Source organism: Paraburkholderia sp. UCT70 (assembly GCF_050434085.1).
Classification (GTDB): Bacteria; Pseudomonadota; Gammaproteobacteria; order Burkholderiales; family Burkholderiaceae; genus Paraburkholderia; species Paraburkholderia tuberum.
This window is the reverse complement of record NZ_JBNPVZ010000002.1, coordinates 828,669-844,558: the sequence shown is the minus strand read 5'-3', so window position 1 is coordinate 844,558 and position 15,890 is coordinate 828,669. Positions and strand designations below refer to the sequence as shown.

The window sequence follows — 15,890 nt, the reverse complement described above, 5'->3', positions numbered from 1 at the left end:
CGATCCCCTTGAATTCACGCCGGCTGCGCCGGAAGCCTTGCATCAGCGTCCGACGAACTTCGCCGTACGTTTTTCGATGAAGGACTGAACGCCTTCCTTCGCGTCTTCAGTGTTGTAGAGAAACTGCTGGGTCGACTGAATCGTCGCGTAAGCATCCTGCCAGCCTTGTCCCAGCGAAACGCGCGCGTTCTGCATCGTGGCCTGCACGGCTAGCGGTGCCTGCGCTGCGATTCGCTCGGCGATCGCGAGCGCCCGGTCGAACTCCTGCCCCGCAGGCACGACATCCTGCACGAAGTTCATGTGCCGCGCCTCGTCTGCGGTGAATTCGTCGCCGGTAAGCAGTACCTTCATTGCGTTGCCCCAGCCGGCTCGCTGCACCATGCGGAACGTCGCACCACAACCTGCCATGATTCCCCGCTTGACTTCAAGCTGGGAGAAACGGCAGTTGTCGGCCGCAACAGCCACTTCCGATGCAAGCATCAATTCGACCGCGACCGTGAAGCAGATTCCCTTCAGCGCAATGACGACCGGCTTGGTACGCAGCGGCGCGCGCAAGTTGAACGGATCGACCTCGCCTTCAGGAAGCAGCGGTTTCCCTTCGCGGCGCAACGGCGCGACCTTTGGCATGTCGAGCCCTGCCGTAAAGTGATCGCCTTCGGCGTATACCAGCCCGCAAAAAATATCGCCGCTCTTCTCGAGTTGCGTGTAAGCCATGGCAAGCTCGCTGAACATTTTCGGCGTGAAACCATTGCGCTTTTCCGGCCGGTCAATGCCCATCAAGAGCAGGTTCCCACGCTGCTCAACGCGAATCTGTCCGTCCTCGTGACGAGTGGTCATGCAGTGTCTCCTCGCGGTGTTTTCCGTTAGCAATTCTGACCCCGCGCTCAATTGACAAAGCTGGGTCGCACATTCAGAATCATAAACGTCGTTCACAAAATTGGCAACGCACGATACGCTCTGACGCTGCCGAGCGGCGCACCGCAGACACGCAAATCATCGGCGAGCAGGCCCCATCCGGGCCTAGGTGTTCACCCTCATTCGTTCAAGGAAGAACCATGGCCTACGAGACGATCATCGTCGAAACGCACGGGAAAACCGGCTTGATCAAGTTGCACCGTCCGCAAGCCTACAACGCGCTGAACAACCAGCTGATGGACGAGCTGACGGCGGCACTCGACGACCTCGACGCCGACCCCGCCATCGGCGCCATCGTGATGACCGGTAGCGAAAAGGCGTTCGCCGCCGGCGCCGACATCAAGATGATGAACGAATGGACGTACATGGACGTGTACAACAATCAGTTCATCACGTCGAACTGGGAACGCACGTCGCGTTGTCGCAAGCCGGTCATCGCCGCGGTCGCGGGTCTTGCGTTAGGCGGAGGCTGCGAACTGGCCATGATGTGCGACTTCATTCTCGCCGCCGACAACGCCCGTTTCGCCCTGCCCGAAATCACGCTCGCGACCATTCCCGGCGCTGGCGGCACGCAGCGCCTTACGCGCGCGCTCGGCAAATCGAAGGCGATGGAAATGATCCTCACCGGCCGCAGGATGGACGCCATTGAAGCCGAACGATGCGGCCTCGTGAGCCGCATCGTGCCCGCCGACACGCTCGTCGAGGAAGCGCTGAAAACGGCCGATGAGATCGCGCGATACTCGCAACCAGTCGTAGCGATGGCCAAAGAGTGCGTCAACCGCGCCTACGAATCGAGCCTGGCAGAAGGCATCCTGTTCGAGCGGCGTATGGCGTATTCGACCTTCGCCACAGAAGATCGAAAGGAAGGCATGGCAGCCTTCGCCGAAAAGCGCAAACCCCAGTTTCGCGATTGTTGAATTGCTAAAAAGCGCCACGCTGTCGTGGCGAACAGAGCCCGCCAGGTCACGCGCGTCACGCGCATTTCTCTGGCACCCATACTTCCTATCCAGGCTACAGGCGCGCGATGAAACCGTATGTCAATCGCATTACTGAATTACTCGGCATTCAATATCCCATCATTCAAGGCGGCATGCGCTGGGTGGCGCGAGCCGAACTGGCGGCGGCCGTGGCCAATGCGGGCGGTCTCGGCTTCATCTCCGCGCACACCCATGCAAGCGCCGATGCACTCGCGCGCGAAATCGACAGGGTGCGTTCGCTCACCGACAAGCCCTTTGGAGTCAACCTGACCGTTCTCGGCGCCAATGTCGGTCTCGACTATGACGGGTATGTGCGCACGATCGTGTCTCAAGGCGTCCAGGTCGTCGAGACAGCAGGCAGCAATCCGGCGAAATACATCGCCGAGTTCAAGGCGCAGGGCGTCAAGGTCGTGCACAAGTGTGTGACGGTTCGCCACGCGGTGAAGGCCGAATCGCTCGGCGCGGACGCCGTCAGCATCGACGGGTTCGAATGCGCGGGGCACCCTGGCGAAGACGACATCCCTGGACTGATCCTGATTCCCGCCGCCGCCGACAAGCTGAAGGTGCCGATTCTCGCGTCTGGCGGCTTTGCCGATGGGCGCGGGCTGATGGCGGCTCTCGCGCTCGGCGCGGACGGCATCAACATGGGAACCCGATTCATGCTCACGCAGGAGTCCCCCGTCCACCCTGCGATCAAGCAACGGCTGCTGGAAGCGAGCGAGCGCGATACGGTGCTGGTTGGCCGCTCGATCGGCGATTCAAGCCGGGTGGTCAGGAACAGCGTGAGTCTCGCCGCGCTCGAACTCGAGCGCGCCGGCAACGTGACGCGCTCGGACCTCTACGCGCTGACCGGAGCACAGCGCTGGATGGACGCATTCGTGACAGGAGAAGTGGAAGGCGGCGCCTTCCCCGCCGGTATCGTGACCGGCCTCATTCACGACCTGCCGACCTGTGCGGAATTGATCGGTCGCATCGTGAAGGAAGCCGCCGCGATTGCGCAACGCCAGCTCGGCTTCAGCGCTGCTCTGGCATGAAACTGACCGGCCTTCGCGTCGTGGACCTGTCGCAGTTCATGCCGGGTCCGTTCCTCGCCGCCAACCTCGCCGAGCACGGCGCGCACGTCGTCAAGATCGAACCGGTCACCGGCGACCCCACCCGCGGCGCACCCGGCACCGACGGCGCGTTCTTCGCCGCGATCAACCGCGGCAAGCGCAGCATCGCGCTCGATCTGAAACATCCGGACGCACGCGAGGTCGCGCTCAAGCTGATGAACGAGGCCGACGTCGTGATCGAATCGTCGAGGCCGGGCGTGGCCGCTCGGCTTGGCATCGACTACGACACGATCAGCCGGACGAACCCGGGAGTCGTTTATTGTGCGATTACCGCATTCGGCCAAACCGGCCCGCTCTCTCATTTGCCCGCACACGATCCGGTAGTTCAATCGCTTGCAGGCACGCTGCCGCGCGATGGCCGGGGAATCCCAATTGCCACGGGACCGTCGCTCGCCGCGCTGGCCGGTTCATTGACGGCGTTGTCCGCCGTGTTGATGGCGCTGCTGCGCGCGCGGGAAACGGGGCGCGGCGACTACATCGACATGGCGCTTTTCGATGCGGCGCTCACATCGCAGCCGTATCTGAGTGGCCGCTTGCTCAACGCGCCTGACAGCCAATTGCGAGGGCCGACTGAAGGCGACAGCGGGCTCGCGTTGCTCGACACCTATGAGACCGCCGATTCGAAGTGGCTCTGTGTTGGCGGCCGGGAACACAGCTTCGCAGCCAACCTGCTTACACCACTCGGCCGTCCGGATCTCGTCGCCGACGCGATCGGCCCAGCCGGTGAAGGCCAGATACGCGTCCGGGCGTTCCTGACGCAAATCTTCCTGACTCGCACACTCGATGAATGGCTCTGCTGGTTCGAAGGCCGAAACATCAGTGTGGCGCCGGTGCTCTCGCTCGCCGAAGCGCTCGACCATCCGCATGCGCACGAGCGCGGGATGGTCCAGAGGGATCCGTCCGGACGCAACCACGTTGCAAGCCCGATTCACTTCCGTTTGGAGCCTGGGTCGCCACCGCTCGCCGTTCCACACCTTGGCGAGCACACAGAACTCGTGCTGCGGAGCATCGGCTACAGCGACGAACGGATTGCGGAACTCGTCGCGACAGGCGCAGTACGTGGGCAGCACGACGAAGCCCAGGCCCTTGCGCAACCCGCCACCTGACGCAAACAACACCATGCCCTTACAGCTAGAGGCGGACGCCGTCGATTTCGCGTCCATCATCCGCCCCGGCGATACCGTCGCATGGGGCCAATCGAACGCCGAGCCCCTTGCGCTCACGCGCACTCTACTTCAGCAGCGGCACAGCATCGGCGCGTTCCGGGTCTTTCTCGGCGCCGGCAACTACGACACGTGCCGGCCTGAGCACGCGGACTGCATCGATTTCGTTTCGTACTGCGGGAGCGGCTCCAACCGCGCACTGGCCAAGGCTGGCGCGCTTGATATCCTGCCCTGCCATTATTCGCAGTTGCCAGAGATGATGGAGTTGGGTCAGCTATCGATCGACGTCCTGCTACTGCAGTTGGCGCCACCCGACGCGCACGGCCGCTACAGCTTGTCCGTCGCGCATGAGTATCTGATCCCGGCGCTCGAGCGCGCGCGCGTCATCATTGCGGAAGTCAACGAACAGGCACCCTGGACTTACGGCGAGCGATATCTTCACGACGACGACATCGACTTCATTGTCCCGACGTCGCGCGCTTTGCCCGAGAGTTCGCCCAGCGCAGTCAGCCCGACGGAGCTGGCGATTGCACAGCACACGGCCGGTTTGATCGAAGACGGCGCCACCATTCAACTCGGCCTCGGCGCGATTCCAGAAGCGATCCTCGCTTGCCTCGGCGATCGGCGAGACCTTGGCATCCATTCCGGCACGATCGGCGACAAAGTCGCCGATCTGATGGAAAGCGGCGTGATCAACAATGTGCGCAAGACCATCGACACGGGCAAGACCATTGCTGGCGTGATGATGGGGGGCCGCCGCATACACGAGTTCGCGCATCGAAACGACGCGGTGCAGTTTCGTTCGACCCGCTACACGCACGATCCGAACGTGCTCGCAAGCATCGACCGCTTCGTCGCCATCAATTCGGCGGTCGAGGTCGATCTGAGTGGCCAGATCAACGCCGAAATTGCCGGTGGCGTGTATGTGGGCGCGGTGGGCGGCGCACTGGATTTCCTGCGCGGCGCGCGGCGCTCGCGTGGCGGCGTTCCTGTCATCGCATTGCCGTCCACCGCGGGCAAGGGCGCGACCCGCATCGTCGCGTCGTTGAACGGACCGGTCAGCACGCCGCGCAGCGACGCCGCCATCGTGGTGACCGAATACGGCGTGGCCGATCTGCGCGGCCTGACGCTGCGCCAAAGGCGCGAACGCATGCTGGCAATCGCCCATCCGGACCATCGCAGCGCTCTCGATCAGATGGCGGGCGTCCCGCCTTCCAATCGCTTAAGAAGCGCGACGCTCGTCGGCTGATTGCAACCCGGCCGAATCAGAACTTTCAAACTTTGCAAGGAAACGTCCGATGAAACGCGCGGCAATTGTCTCCCCTGTACGAACGCCCGTCGGCACCTTTGGCGGTAGCCTGCGCGGCGTTTGCGTCGAAGATCTCGGCGCGCTCGTTGCGAATGAAACGATCCGGCGCGCAGGACTCGATCCCGCTCGCATCGACGACGTCGTCTTCGCGCAATCGTACGCCAACAGCGAAACACCTTGCGTGGGCCGCTGGATTGCGCTGCAGGCGGGCCTGCCCGTGGAGGTGCCGGGCATGCAGCTTGACCGACGTTGCGGCGGCGGCCTGCAGGCGCTCGTCACCGCCGCGATGATGGTGCAGACCGGCGCCGCCGACGTGGTGTTGGCCGGCGGCGTGGAAAGTATGAGCAATATCGAGTACTACAGCACGGACATGCGCTGGGGCGCCCGGTCGGGCTCCGTCCAGTTTCACGACCGGCTCGCGCGGGGCCGCGAGCGCTCACAGCCGGAATCGCGCTTCGGCTTTATCTCCGGCATGATCGAGACCGCGGAAAATCTGGCCACCGACTATGGCATCAGCCGCGAAGCCGCCGACGAGTTCGCGCTGCGCAGCCATCAGCGCGCGGCCGCCGCATGGGAGTCCGGCCATATGGCCGAAGAGGTCGTGGCGGTCAGCGTTCCTCAGAAAAAAGGCCAGCCGCTTCTGTTTTCCAAAGATGAAGGATTCCGCGCCGACGCCAGCATGGAAAGCCTCGGCAAGCTTCGCGCGTTGATGCCGGGCGGCACAGTCACCGCAGGCAACTCCAGCCAGCAAAACGATGCCGCTGCCGCCTGCCTCGTCGTCGCGGAAGACCGCCTCGAAGCGCTCGGACTCGAACCCATGGCCTGGCTGACCGGCTGGGCCGCAGCCGGATGCGAGCCATCACGCATGGGCATTGGGCCCGTGCCCGCAGTGCGGAAGCTGATGACGCGCATCGGGCTTACGCTCGAGCAGATGGATCTTGTCGAAGTAAACGAAGCATTCGCGTGTCAGGTGCTGGCAGTCCTCAAAGGCTGGAACTGGCACGATACCGACCGGCTCAACGTGAACGGCTCTGGCATATCGCTGGGCCACCCGATTGGCGCAACGGGCGTGCGCATCATGACAACGCTGTTGCACGAGTTGACGCGCCGGAAAGGACGTTATGCACTCGAGACCATGTGCATTGGCGGTGGCCAGGGTATTGCCGCCGTGTTCGAGCGCGCCTGATCCTGAGCGATGAAGCGCACGGCCTTGCGCCGTGCGCGCGCCCGCGCTCAGGCCTCCACTTCGAACATCACGAAGTCGGCCTTGGTCGCACCGCACTCGGGGCATGCCCAGTCATCGGGGATGTCTTCCCAGCGAGTGCCAGGCGCGATGCCCTCCGCGGGAAGTCCCGTTGCTTCGTCGTAGTAAAAACCGCAAAAAATGCATTGCCACTTTTTCATGATCGTCGATGAGTCGTTGAGGGTGGGAATACTTCAGGGCGCTACGTCCCAGACGAGCGGCAGATAGAGCATGCCGTTGACGGAGCCCGAGCCGCATCGGGGCTTGTCGCCCTCGCGAATGCGAAAATCGGGAATGCGTTTGAGCCACTCCTGGAGGAAAACCTTGATCTCCGTACGCGCAAGGAACGACCCCGGGCAGCGATGCGGGCCGTTGCCGAACGCTGCGTGCAGCACTGGCTTGCGCGTCAGGTCGACGGCGAGCGGATCGCTGAACTTGCGGTCGTCGAGGCCAAACAGGGAGTTCGGCAGCTGGATCTGGTCGCCCTTCCTGAACTGGATGCCCTTGTATTCCATGTCCTGCGTGATGAGCCGCGCGGTGTTCGCCACGCCAAAGCGACGAATCATCTCATCGACCGACGACACCATCAGATCGGGATTCTCGATCAGCTGCCTCCGGTGCGCCGGATTCTCCGCCAGAAAGCGCGCGATGAAACCCATCATCGACGCGACGGTATCGAGGCCTCCGAACAGCACGACGATAAACATCCCAAACATGCGCTCGGGGCTGATCGGCTTGCCGTCGATCTGCGCGTTGGCGATGAGGCTGACGAGATCGCCGCCCGCCTCTGCCTTGCGCTTCTCCACCCAGGTGGAGATATAGCCAATCAGCCGGTGCTGGGATTCGTTGCGCTGCTCGAAGTTGCCGCGCACGGCCCATTCCGCCCATTCGAGCAATTGTCCTCGATCGCTCAACGGAAGATCGGCAAGACGCAGGAAAATCACGATCGGCAGGATCTTCGAGAACTCCGAGACGAACTCGCATTCGCCTCGTGGAGCGATTTTTTCGATCAGCTCGATTGCGAGGCTGCGCACGTCGCTTTCCAGCGAGGAGATAGCTTGCGGCAGGAAAGCGGGCGTGATCAGGTTGCGGTACGCGGTATGTTCGGGCGGGTCAAGCTCGAGCGGCACGAGCTGCGTTTCGTTGAGCGGCGGGATGTTGACACTGCGATGCGAAAAATGGGTGTGGTCCTTCTGCATCGCCTCGATGTCTTCGCCGCGCGTGGCGATCCAGTGGCCGCCATGGTACGGAGACCAGACGATATCGGGCCCGGCATGCAGCCTCTTCCACGCCAGATGGACGTCGTCTTGCGCACCGGGCGGATTCATATAGTCGAAATCGACCACGAGTTCTCGCGGAACATGGTCCGGCACGGTCCAGTCTTTCGTAGGGTTCATCTCGCGTCTCCTATCATTTGGTCGTCTTCGAATGGATGAATCGTCACACTTTGCATCAACGTGCCAGCGTTCATATTATGCAACGCCGTTCAGTTTTGATATTATACCGAAGCGAGCTTTTTTACATCAACGCTTATCGAACGGAGACAAGAGTGAGCGATTTCGTCAAGGACAAGGTGGTAGTGGTAACGGGTGCGGGTGCCGGCATCGGGCGCGATTTTGCGTTGCAATTCGCGGCGAACGGCGCAAAGGTCATCGTCAACGACCTTGGTCGCAACGCCGAATCCGGCCAGTTCGCCGCAGAGCGCGTCGTCGAAGAAATCAAGGAGGCCGGCGGGCAAGCGCTTGCCTCGACGGATAGCGTCGCTGAATGGGATTCCGCGCAGAAGATCGTGCAGGCCGCGCTGGACACGTTCGGCCGCATCGACTGTGTGGTCAACAACGCCGGCATCGTGCGTGACCGCATGTTCTTCAACATGAGCCTCGACGAGTGGAAGGCCGTAGTCGACGTGCATCTGAACGGGTCGTTTTTCGTGGCACGCGCGGCGGCTCCGCATTTCAAGGCACAAAACGGCGGCAGCTTCGTTCACATGACCTCCACCTCGGGTCTGATCGGCAACATCGGACAGGCCAACTACTCCGCCGCCAAAATGGGGGTCGTCGGTCTGTCGAAGTCGATTGCCCTCGACATGGCGAAATTCAACGTGCGCTCGAACTGCATCGCGCCGTGGGCATGGACCGCGATGACGGCCTCGATCCCCTCGGAGACGCCTGAGCAAAAAGCACGCGTCGAAATTCTCAAGCGCATGGAATCGCGCAAGATCGCGCCGCTCGCGGTCTACCTTGCGTCCGACCAGGCCGCAAAGGTTTCGGGTCAGATCTTCGGCGTGCGCGCCAACGAGATCTACTTCTTCAACCAGATCCGCATGATCCGCTCGCTGCATCGCGACGGCGGCTGGACGCCCGAAGCGATTGCCGAGCAGGTCATGCCGGCGTTCGAATCGAGCTTCTTCCCGAACGTGCCGTCCATGGCGCTCACGCCCTGGGATCCGGTGTAAGCGATACCGTGTCACGACCGCGCCACATGATGCGGTGGTGGCGCGGGCGGTGCGGCGCTCACCCGCCACACCACTTACCCTTCCTCTGAACCTCGCACGCTTTCAGACATGCCAACGATGCGTCTTGCCTTGAGCAATACCGGCAAGTCCACCATCCGTCCATCTATGGACACCGCCCCGCCTTCTGCCCGCTCATACGCGTCGACGATTCGCCGCGCCTTGGCAATTTCATTCGCGCTCGGGCTGAACGCCGCATTGACCGCTGCAACCTGGCGCGGATGAATGCACAGCTTCCCGCCAAAGCCCAGCGATCGCGCCTTCGACGAGTCGTGCGCGAGCAGTCGTTCGTCATCGATTGCCACGCTAACACCATCCACTGGAGACTGAATGCCCGCTACGCGGGAGGCCAGCACGATACGCGAACGCGCGAGCAGCAACGCGTCCCATGAACCGTCACAATCCAGATCGAGTTCGAAGTCAACCGAGCCGAATATCAGTCGCTCGACGCCGGGCGTGCGCGCCACGTCCAGTGCATTCCAGACGCCCTCGGCAGATTCGATGATCGGCAATATGGGTTTCGCCGTTGCCGCCGCGACAGCGGTCAAAGCAGCCGGATTCTCTGCCTTGGGCAACACCACGCCATCGATACCATCGAACGCTGCGAGCGAGAGGTCCCGCTGGAACCACTGCGTCCCCGCGCCATTGATGCGCAAAAGTACCCGAACCGTCGATGCCAAAAATGTACGTACCGCGTCGGCAACATATGCACGCGCCGACGCTTTGTCCGCATCTGCAACAGCGTCCTCGAGGTCCACGATCACCGCATCCGCGCCTGCCGCGAGCGCCTTGGCGAATCGTTCAGGCTTGCTGCCCGGCACAAAAAGAAACGAACGCATAAAGTCTCCCATCCAGCGTCCGGTCCGGCTACGGCGACCCCGCCAGCGGACCGGCTCGACGATCAGATCAGAACAGCCGTGGCTTCCATGCGCAACGATCCGTCGCTGCCGGCGATCCACAAGCTCACCTTGCTTTGGTCCGATTCGTGTTGCTTTCCGCAAACATAGAAAGGCGAAGTGTCCACCACCGGTTTGATCGCGCGGAACGAAAACGCTCCGACGCGCGCGCCCGGCAGCTCCGATCCGAGCGAGTCCATCAGAAGCGTGGCGAGCAGCGGGCCATGCACGACGAGTCCCTCGTACCCCTCTGCGCCGATCGCGTAAGGCCGGTCGTAGTGAATGCGATGACCATTCAACGTAAGCGCTGAGTAGCGAAACAGCAGCACCGGATCGGGATTGACCTCGCGTGTCCATTGAGCGCCCATGGTCGCGGCCTGTAGTGCTGCAGGCTTTTCGCTGGCAGCCGGATGACCGCGATACACGATATCCTGGCGTTCGACGATGGCAAGGCCAGCAGCGTCGCTGACCTCGTGCTTGACCTTCACGAACACGAGATCGCCGGTACGTCCATGCTTGTGCGCAACACTCTCGATGCATGAAAGACGCGTGATCGCGCTACCCGCTTTCAGCGGCCGTAGAAACTCGAGTTGACTGCCCGCCCACATGCGGCGAGGCAAATCGACTGGCGGCAGAAAGCCGCCGCGTTTCGGATGACCGTCCGTCCCCACCATCGACTGGCGATGAACCGGCAGAAAATAAAGCCAGTGCCACAACGGCGGCAAGTCATCGCCACGTGCTGAAGGCGCGTCATCGTGGTCAAGCATGGCGCTGAGGGCCGCCATCGGCGTGGAGGTGACCTGGTCCTGCACTTCCTCAGTGCGCCCAGTCCATTGCTGCAGATACTCGATATCCATGCGCATCGTGCCAATCACTTCAGATCCAGTGCGTCGCGAATTGCCGCAGCGATCGGAAGCAGCGGATCTTCTTCCGGCGTGGTCGGGTTGAACAGCTTGTTGTGGCAGATCGCGACGGCGAGCCCGGTATCCGGGTCCGCCCAGCCGATCGAATTGCCCTGCCCCGGATGGCACAAAGCGCGCGGTGAACGTGCCGCCGTCACCGGCGGATGGTTGCCGCCGAACCAGAAGCCACCGATCGTGATTGGAATCGGAAAGCCGAACATCACCGGGTCGGGCTCCTCGCTATTGGCGCGTGGCGTGTTCAGCGTGGCGACGAGCTCCTTGGAGAGGATCCTCACGCCGTTCAACTCGCCGCCGCATGCCAGCATTGCCCAGAAGCGCGCCTCGCTGCGCGCGTTGAAGATCCCGCCAACGCCCGCGACTTCCGCGCGCCGCACGTCCGGGCGCTCGAACACTTGTGGCGCCAATGCGACCTGTTGCGGCATCGAGCGCAGGAACAGCGGCGGCAGGTATTCCGCGGGAACCGGCACCATTGCATCGGTGAGACGTGCGATGCGCGGCTCGACTTCGTCGGGAATGCCGATCCACAGATCGTCGATGCCGAGTGGCATTGCAATCTCCTCGCGGACAAAACGGCCCAGCGAGCGCTTCTTCGGATCGGCGCGCCGCACCAGCTCGCCAACGATCCAGCCGAACGTCATCGAGAGGTACAGCGTCTTCGTCCCCGGCTCCGCAAGCGGCTCAAGGTTGGCAATGGCGCTGGTCATCCACTGCCAGTCACACATCAGCTCCGGCGTGACGCCTTCGGGCATTTGCGGCACACACGCGCGATGAGTCAGCACATCGCGCACCGTCGTTTTCTGCTTGCCGCGGGCACCGTACTCTGGCCAGTAGCGCATTACCGGCGCGTCGTATTCGATGAGCCCGCGGTCGGCCAGGATATGCAACGCGGTTGCAGCAACCGCCTTCGTCACCGAATACACATTGAACAGCGTTTCGCCGTCGACCAGACGGCCGGTGGACGGATCGGCCACGCCGCTCCATGCGTCGATCATGAGCTTGCCGTTCAGATAGGCCGCCACCTGCACGCCGATCTCACCGCCTTCCCGTGTGGCGCGGTCGAGCGCCTGCTGAACGATCGCGTTGCGCTCCGTTGATGCTTGCACTACCAAGGTCATATCGTGTCTCCCATTCGTGAACATTCGCGTTGACCGACTACGTCTTGCCGGACTGCGCGGCAATACCGGCGAGCCCTTCTAGCGCGAGCCCGTAGCCCAGTTCGTCGAGCATGCGGCGCTTGAACGGCTGCGTGAAGACCGCGCGCGTGTATCGCAGCGTTTCGATCGGCTTCGCCGCGAGTTCGTGCGCCATTTGCCACGCACGTTCGAGCAAGGTGTCGTGCGCGACGACTTCGCCGACGACGCCAAGCTCCCACGCGCGCTGCGCCGTGATGCGCTCGCCGCTGAGAAGAAAGTAGCGGGCGCGGTTGTGACCAATCAGCATCGGCCAGACGATCTGCACGCCGTCCGCCGGCACGACGCCGTGAACAAAGTGCGCCTGGTCCGAGATTTCGGCGCGACTGGAGGCCAGCACGATATCCGACAGCACGAGCAACTCGGCATGAATGAGTGCCGGCCCGTTGATCGCGCCGATAACCGGAACCGGAATGTCCAGCAGTTGCATCAGCAGGTCCTGCCCTTCACGCTGCAGGCGCGGCCAGCCTTTCGCAAGCGGCTCCGTCGGCAACTCGGCGTAATTCATCGCGTCGCAGAACGAATCGCCGGTGCCGGTCAGGATGACTACGCGATTATCGAGGTCGCGTGCGATCTGGTAGAACGCCTCGCCTAGCTGGCTGTGAATGCTGCGATCGAGCGCGCCCCACTTGAGCGGGCCGCCATCGGTATGCAGGCGCACTTGCAAAACACCGTCGCGTCGCTCGAAGTCGATGTTCGTAAAGCGCCCGCTGTAGGCTTCAAGGCGGCTCATCGCGCGTCCTCCAGGATCAGGCCGGCGGCGCGCCATGCCATCGCCATCATGGGGCCATTCGTGTTGCCGGAGATCATCGTGGGTGTTATGGAGAGATCCATCACGCGCAGGCGTTCGACACCGCGCACGCGCAGCCGCGAATCGAGCACGGCAAGCGTGTCCGATCCCATCTTGCAGGTGCCGCAAGCGTGATAGCCGGATTGGCCTTCACGCCGGTAGAGGTCGAGAATCTCGTCATCGGTCTGGACGGCGGGGCCTGGACGTGTCTCCCCTGCCAGCAGGCTGGCAAGCGGCTCGGCGGCCAGCACGCTGCGCATGAACCGGAATGCGTTGACAGCCATCTGCCGGTCGTACGGATCGGCAAGGTAGTTCGCGACGACTTCGGGCGGCACGCGGGGGTCCGCGGACTGGATCCTGACGTGCCCTTCGCTGCGCGGGCGCAGCGGGTAGCTGAAGAGCTGCATGCCTGGGAACGACTCGAACGCGTAACCGGCCGCGCCGAAATCCATCGAGTACGGCGCCATCATCAGTTGAACATCGGGACGCATCGCATCCGCCGCGGTCTTGACGAAGCCGCCCACCTGGTACGAGCCGAGCGACATCACGCCACGGCGGAACAGCAGATACTGCATCGCGTTGCGCCATAAGCGCATGCCGCTGAACTGCCGGTTCTGCGAATCGCGCCAGTGCCGCAGGCGGGCCTGCAGCATATATAGATAGTGCTCCCGCATGTTCCGTCCGACCCCCGGACTCGCCGCCACGACAGGAATGCCAAGCGACTGCAGATGGCCGGGATCGCCAACGCCCGACAACTGCAAAAGCCGCGGCGACTCGATCGCGCCCGCCGAGAGCACGACCTCGCGACGCGCACGGTAAGCGATCTGCTGCCCCGCGCTTTCGCACTGCACGCCGACGGCGCGCGTGCCGTCAAACACGATTCGCGCGGCTTGCGTGCCGGTAGCGACTGTGAGGTTCTTGCGCGCCCTCGCAGGCTTCAGAAAGGCTTCGGCCGAGCTTTGCCGACGACCGTTGCGTATCGTATAGATCAGATAGGCCACGCCCTCATGATCGAGCCTGTTGATATCTTCCACGCGCCGCACGCCGAGCGACCGGCACGCCTCGAGTACGGCGTCGCCAATACGATTGCGCTGCGCGTACGGTGACACTTTCAGCGGGCCGCCCTCTCCTCGCAGCTCATCGGCGCCGAGCGCGTGATCTTCGATGCGCCGGAAGCAGGGCGCCAGGTTCTGCCAGCTCCAGCCCTCGACACCGAATTCGGCCCATCCGTCGTAGTCCTCGGGATGACCTCGCATATACACCATGCCGTTGATGCTGCTGGAACCGCCGAGCATCTTGCCGCGAAGCCAGATTTCGTTGCGATGCCCGTTGCCATGATCGGGCTGCACCTGAATGAACCAGGCATGAGCCGGGTCGCCCAGCAGCTTGCCAAAGCCTTTTGGCATCCGGATCAACGGATTGCGATCTTCTGGACCTGCCTCGATGAGTAGCACGGTATGGTGCCCGCTCTCCGAAAGACGATTGGCTAGCACGCAACCCGCCGCACCCGCGCCAATCACGATAAAGTCAAACTCGGTCATCTATGCGTTCTCCACCGTCCGTGCCTTGTCGGCCAGCCCCATCCATAGCACGCGAGGTCGGCGTTGTTCCTGTTAGCCGAAGATGACGGGAATCGAATGCGGAACGCGCATCATGATCCCGTTGATCGGTGGCGCTGGCGCGGCCGGATCGAGCCGAAGATTGGGCAGGCGATCGAGAATCGCGTCGAGCGCGCGCGTCATTTCCACGCGCGCCAGGTGCTGGCCGATGCACACGTGCGGGCCATAGGCGAATGCAAAGTGCCGGTGACCCGCCTTGCGATAGATGTCGAACCTGTCCGGATCGGCGAAACGGCTGGGGTCGCGATTGGCGCTGCCCGCCACCACGTCGAGAAATGCGCCGGCAGGAATCTCGACACCGCCGAGCGTGACATCACGCGTCGCCATACGCGACTGCATCAGCACGGGGCCGTCCCAGCGCAGAGCCTCCTCGATCGCCGCCGCGACCAGCGTGCGATCCTGGCGCACCGCTTCGAGCTGTACCGGATCGCGCAACAACGCAAGCAACAGTACGCTGGTCGCGCGATAGGTCGTGTCGCCGCCCGCATTCACCAGCTGGCGAAGAAACGAAATGACGACCTCGTCCGGTAGCCGCTCGCCGTCCACCTCCGCGGTGGCCAGCGAGCTCACCAGATCGTCGCCGGGATTACTGCGGCGCTCGTCGACGAGCCGCGCGAAATAGGTGCCCAGCTTCGTTGATGCCTCCACGCCATGCTCGACATCGATCGAAACCAGCGTCTGTGCGATTGCGAGCTTGTGAAAGATCTTCACATCTTCCGGCGGCAATGCCAGTTGCCGATAGATGATGTTGAACGGGTAGTGAAGCGTGAACTCGTTGACGAGATCCGCATGTCCGCGATCCATGAACTTCGACATCAGCTCGCTCACCACTGGGTCGACCAGCGTATTGCCCCATGCCGCGACGGTGTGCGGCAAAAAGGCCTTCTGGAAGATGCGGCGGTAGCGCGGGTGCTCGGGCGCATCCATCGTCGAGATACTGCGCCCGAAGCTGATGCCGAGATTGCGCTCGTACGACTTGTTCGAAAACGTTGCCGGGTCGCCAAGCACCTTCGAGACCTCGTCGTATCCGAATACGGAATAGTGCGCGACATCGGACATGGTCAGGTCCGCCGCGCCGCCCATCAGCACACGGTAGTCACCTTCCTGAACCGCAGCCTTTTCCCTCAGTTCCGCAATGCGTGGATAAGGGTCCGCATCGGCACCGTAAGCGAGTGAATCCTCGAAAAAGGGGTTGAACTTAGGATCGTCGAAGTCCTCAAGTCGCAGCGCGCCGGCCATGG

General features: G+C 62.8%; 15 protein-coding genes. 6 read left to right on the top strand and 9 right to left on the bottom strand.

The features are described 5' to 3' along the window. Positions 1-42: 42 nt before the first annotated feature. Positions 43-837 carry a crotonase/enoyl-CoA hydratase family protein gene (locus OKW41_RS06150; protein WP_429573357.1) on the bottom strand — a complete coding sequence of 265 codons (795 nt, stop codon included), beginning with the start codon at positions 835-837 and terminating at the stop codon, positions 43-45. A gap of 218 nt (positions 838-1,055) precedes the next feature. Here OKW41_RS06150 and OKW41_RS06145 point away from each other — a divergent pair, with 218 nt between their 5' ends. From OKW41_RS06145 to OKW41_RS06125, 5 genes are all read left to right on the top strand, one after another. After that, entirely contained in the window at positions 1,056-1,832 is a 777-nt protein-coding gene (locus tag OKW41_RS06145) for an enoyl-CoA hydratase (RefSeq protein ID WP_429445470.1), read from the top strand. A gap of 107 nt (positions 1,833-1,939) precedes the next feature. Continuing rightward, positions 1,940-2,926: an NAD(P)H-dependent flavin oxidoreductase gene (locus OKW41_RS06140; protein ID WP_429571878.1), complete on the top strand. Its 987-nt coding sequence runs from the start codon at positions 1,940-1,942 to the stop codon at positions 2,924-2,926. Further along, positions 2,923-4,110 carry a CaiB/BaiF CoA transferase family protein gene (locus OKW41_RS06135; protein ID WP_429571877.1) on the top strand — a complete coding sequence of 396 codons (1,188 nt, stop codon included), beginning with the start codon at positions 2,923-2,925 and terminating at the stop codon, positions 4,108-4,110. The genes OKW41_RS06140 and OKW41_RS06135 overlap by 4 nt, the downstream gene beginning before the upstream one ends. Positions 4,111-4,123: 13 nt before the next feature. Next, positions 4,124-5,416 carry an acetyl-CoA hydrolase/transferase family protein gene (locus tag OKW41_RS06130; protein ID WP_429571876.1) on the top strand — a complete coding sequence of 431 codons (1,293 nt, stop codon included), beginning with the start codon at positions 4,124-4,126 and terminating at the stop codon, positions 5,414-5,416. Positions 5,417-5,465: 49 nt separating this feature from the next. After that, positions 5,466-6,662, top strand: coding sequence for an acetyl-CoA C-acetyltransferase (locus tag OKW41_RS06125; protein WP_090808853.1), 1,197 nt, complete (start codon positions 5,466-5,468; stop codon positions 6,660-6,662). 47 nt (positions 6,663-6,709) lie between these two features. Here OKW41_RS06125 and OKW41_RS06120 read toward each other — a convergent pair whose 3' ends face one another. After that, positions 6,710-6,880 carry a rubredoxin gene (locus tag OKW41_RS06120; protein ID WP_429445465.1) on the bottom strand — a complete coding sequence of 57 codons (171 nt, stop codon included), beginning with the start codon at positions 6,878-6,880 and terminating at the stop codon, positions 6,710-6,712. Positions 6,881-6,913: 33 nt separating this feature from the next. Continuing rightward, positions 6,914-8,116: a cytochrome P450 gene (locus OKW41_RS06115; RefSeq protein WP_429571875.1), complete on the bottom strand. Its 1,203-nt coding sequence runs from the start codon at positions 8,114-8,116 to the stop codon at positions 6,914-6,916. A 152-nt stretch (positions 8,117-8,268) separates the two neighbouring features. Between OKW41_RS06115 and OKW41_RS06110 the strand changes: the two genes are divergently transcribed. Next, a complete protein-coding gene (locus OKW41_RS06110) occupies positions 8,269-9,174 on the top strand; it encodes an SDR family NAD(P)-dependent oxidoreductase (protein ID WP_429571874.1) in 906 nt (301 codons plus the stop codon). 74 nt (positions 9,175-9,248) lie between these two features. Here OKW41_RS06110 and OKW41_RS06105 read toward each other — a convergent pair whose 3' ends face one another. The 6 genes from OKW41_RS06105 to OKW41_RS06080 form a co-directional block, all read right to left on the bottom strand. Then, a complete protein-coding gene (locus OKW41_RS06105) occupies positions 9,249-10,070 on the bottom strand; it encodes an HpcH/HpaI aldolase/citrate lyase family protein (RefSeq protein ID WP_429571873.1) in 822 nt (273 codons plus the stop codon). A gap of 62 nt (positions 10,071-10,132) precedes the next feature. Continuing rightward, positions 10,133-10,990, bottom strand: coding sequence for an FAS1-like dehydratase domain-containing protein (locus OKW41_RS06100; RefSeq protein WP_429573356.1), 858 nt, complete (start codon positions 10,988-10,990; stop codon positions 10,133-10,135). A gap of 8 nt (positions 10,991-10,998) precedes the next feature. Further along, complete coding sequence (locus OKW41_RS06095) at positions 10,999-12,165, bottom strand: serine hydrolase domain-containing protein (RefSeq protein ID WP_429445457.1); 1,167 nt, start codon at positions 12,163-12,165, stop codon at positions 10,999-11,001. A 37-nt stretch (positions 12,166-12,202) separates the two neighbouring features. After that, on the bottom strand, positions 12,203-12,973 hold the full coding sequence (locus tag OKW41_RS06090) for an enoyl-CoA hydratase/isomerase family protein (RefSeq protein ID WP_429445455.1): 771 nt from the start codon (positions 12,971-12,973) through the stop codon (positions 12,203-12,205). Beyond that, entirely contained in the window at positions 12,970-14,571 is a 1,602-nt protein-coding gene (locus OKW41_RS06085; RefSeq protein WP_429571872.1) for a GMC family oxidoreductase, read from the bottom strand. Before OKW41_RS06085 ends, OKW41_RS06090 begins: the two co-directional genes overlap by 4 nt. A gap of 72 nt (positions 14,572-14,643) precedes the next feature. After that, positions 14,644-15,888, bottom strand: a complete 1,245-nt coding sequence (locus tag OKW41_RS06080) for a cytochrome P450 (RefSeq protein WP_429571871.1) — start codon at positions 15,886-15,888, stop codon at positions 14,644-14,646. Positions 15,889-15,890: the final 2 nt, after the last annotated feature.

Bases quoted from the DNA above. Each gene is read 5' to 3' on its own strand.
- OKW41_RS06120 (WP_429445465.1), bottom strand. From the start codon at position 6,880: ATGAAAAAGTGGCAATGCATTTTTTGCGGTTTTTACTACGACGAAGCA.
- OKW41_RS06115 (WP_429571875.1), bottom strand. From the start codon at position 8,116: ATGAACCCTACGAAAGACTGGACCGTGCCGGACCATGTTCCGCGAGAA.
- OKW41_RS06085 (WP_429571872.1), bottom strand. From the start codon at position 14,571: ATGACCGAGTTTGACTTTATCGTGATTGGCGCGGGTGCGGCGGGTTGC.
- OKW41_RS06150 (WP_429573357.1), bottom strand. From the start codon at position 837: ATGACCACTCGTCACGAGGACGGACAGATTCGCGTTGAGCAGCGTGGG.
- OKW41_RS06095 (WP_429445457.1), bottom strand. From the start codon at position 12,165: ATGACCTTGGTAGTGCAAGCATCAACGGAGCGCAACGCGATCGTTCAG.
- OKW41_RS06130 (WP_429571876.1), top strand. From the start codon at position 4,124: ATGCCCTTACAGCTAGAGGCGGACGCCGTCGATTTCGCGTCCATCATC.
- OKW41_RS06105 (WP_429571873.1), bottom strand. From the start codon at position 10,070: ATGCGTTCGTTTCTTTTTGTGCCGGGCAGCAAGCCTGAACGATTCGCC.
- OKW41_RS06080 (WP_429571871.1), bottom strand. From the start codon at position 15,888: ATGGCCGGCGCGCTGCGACTTGAGGACTTCGACGATCCTAAGTTCAAC.
- OKW41_RS06090 (WP_429445455.1), bottom strand. From the start codon at position 12,973: ATGAGCCGCCTTGAAGCCTACAGCGGGCGCTTTACGAACATCGACTTC.
- OKW41_RS06100 (WP_429573356.1), bottom strand. From the start codon at position 10,990: ATGCGCATGGATATCGAGTATCTGCAGCAATGGACTGGGCGCACTGAG.
- OKW41_RS06145 (WP_429445470.1), top strand. From the start codon at position 1,056: ATGGCCTACGAGACGATCATCGTCGAAACGCACGGGAAAACCGGCTTG.
- OKW41_RS06135 (WP_429571877.1), top strand. From the start codon at position 2,923: ATGAAACTGACCGGCCTTCGCGTCGTGGACCTGTCGCAGTTCATGCCG.
- OKW41_RS06125 (WP_090808853.1), top strand. From the start codon at position 5,466: ATGAAACGCGCGGCAATTGTCTCCCCTGTACGAACGCCCGTCGGCACC.
- OKW41_RS06140 (WP_429571878.1), top strand. From the start codon at position 1,940: ATGAAACCGTATGTCAATCGCATTACTGAATTACTCGGCATTCAATAT.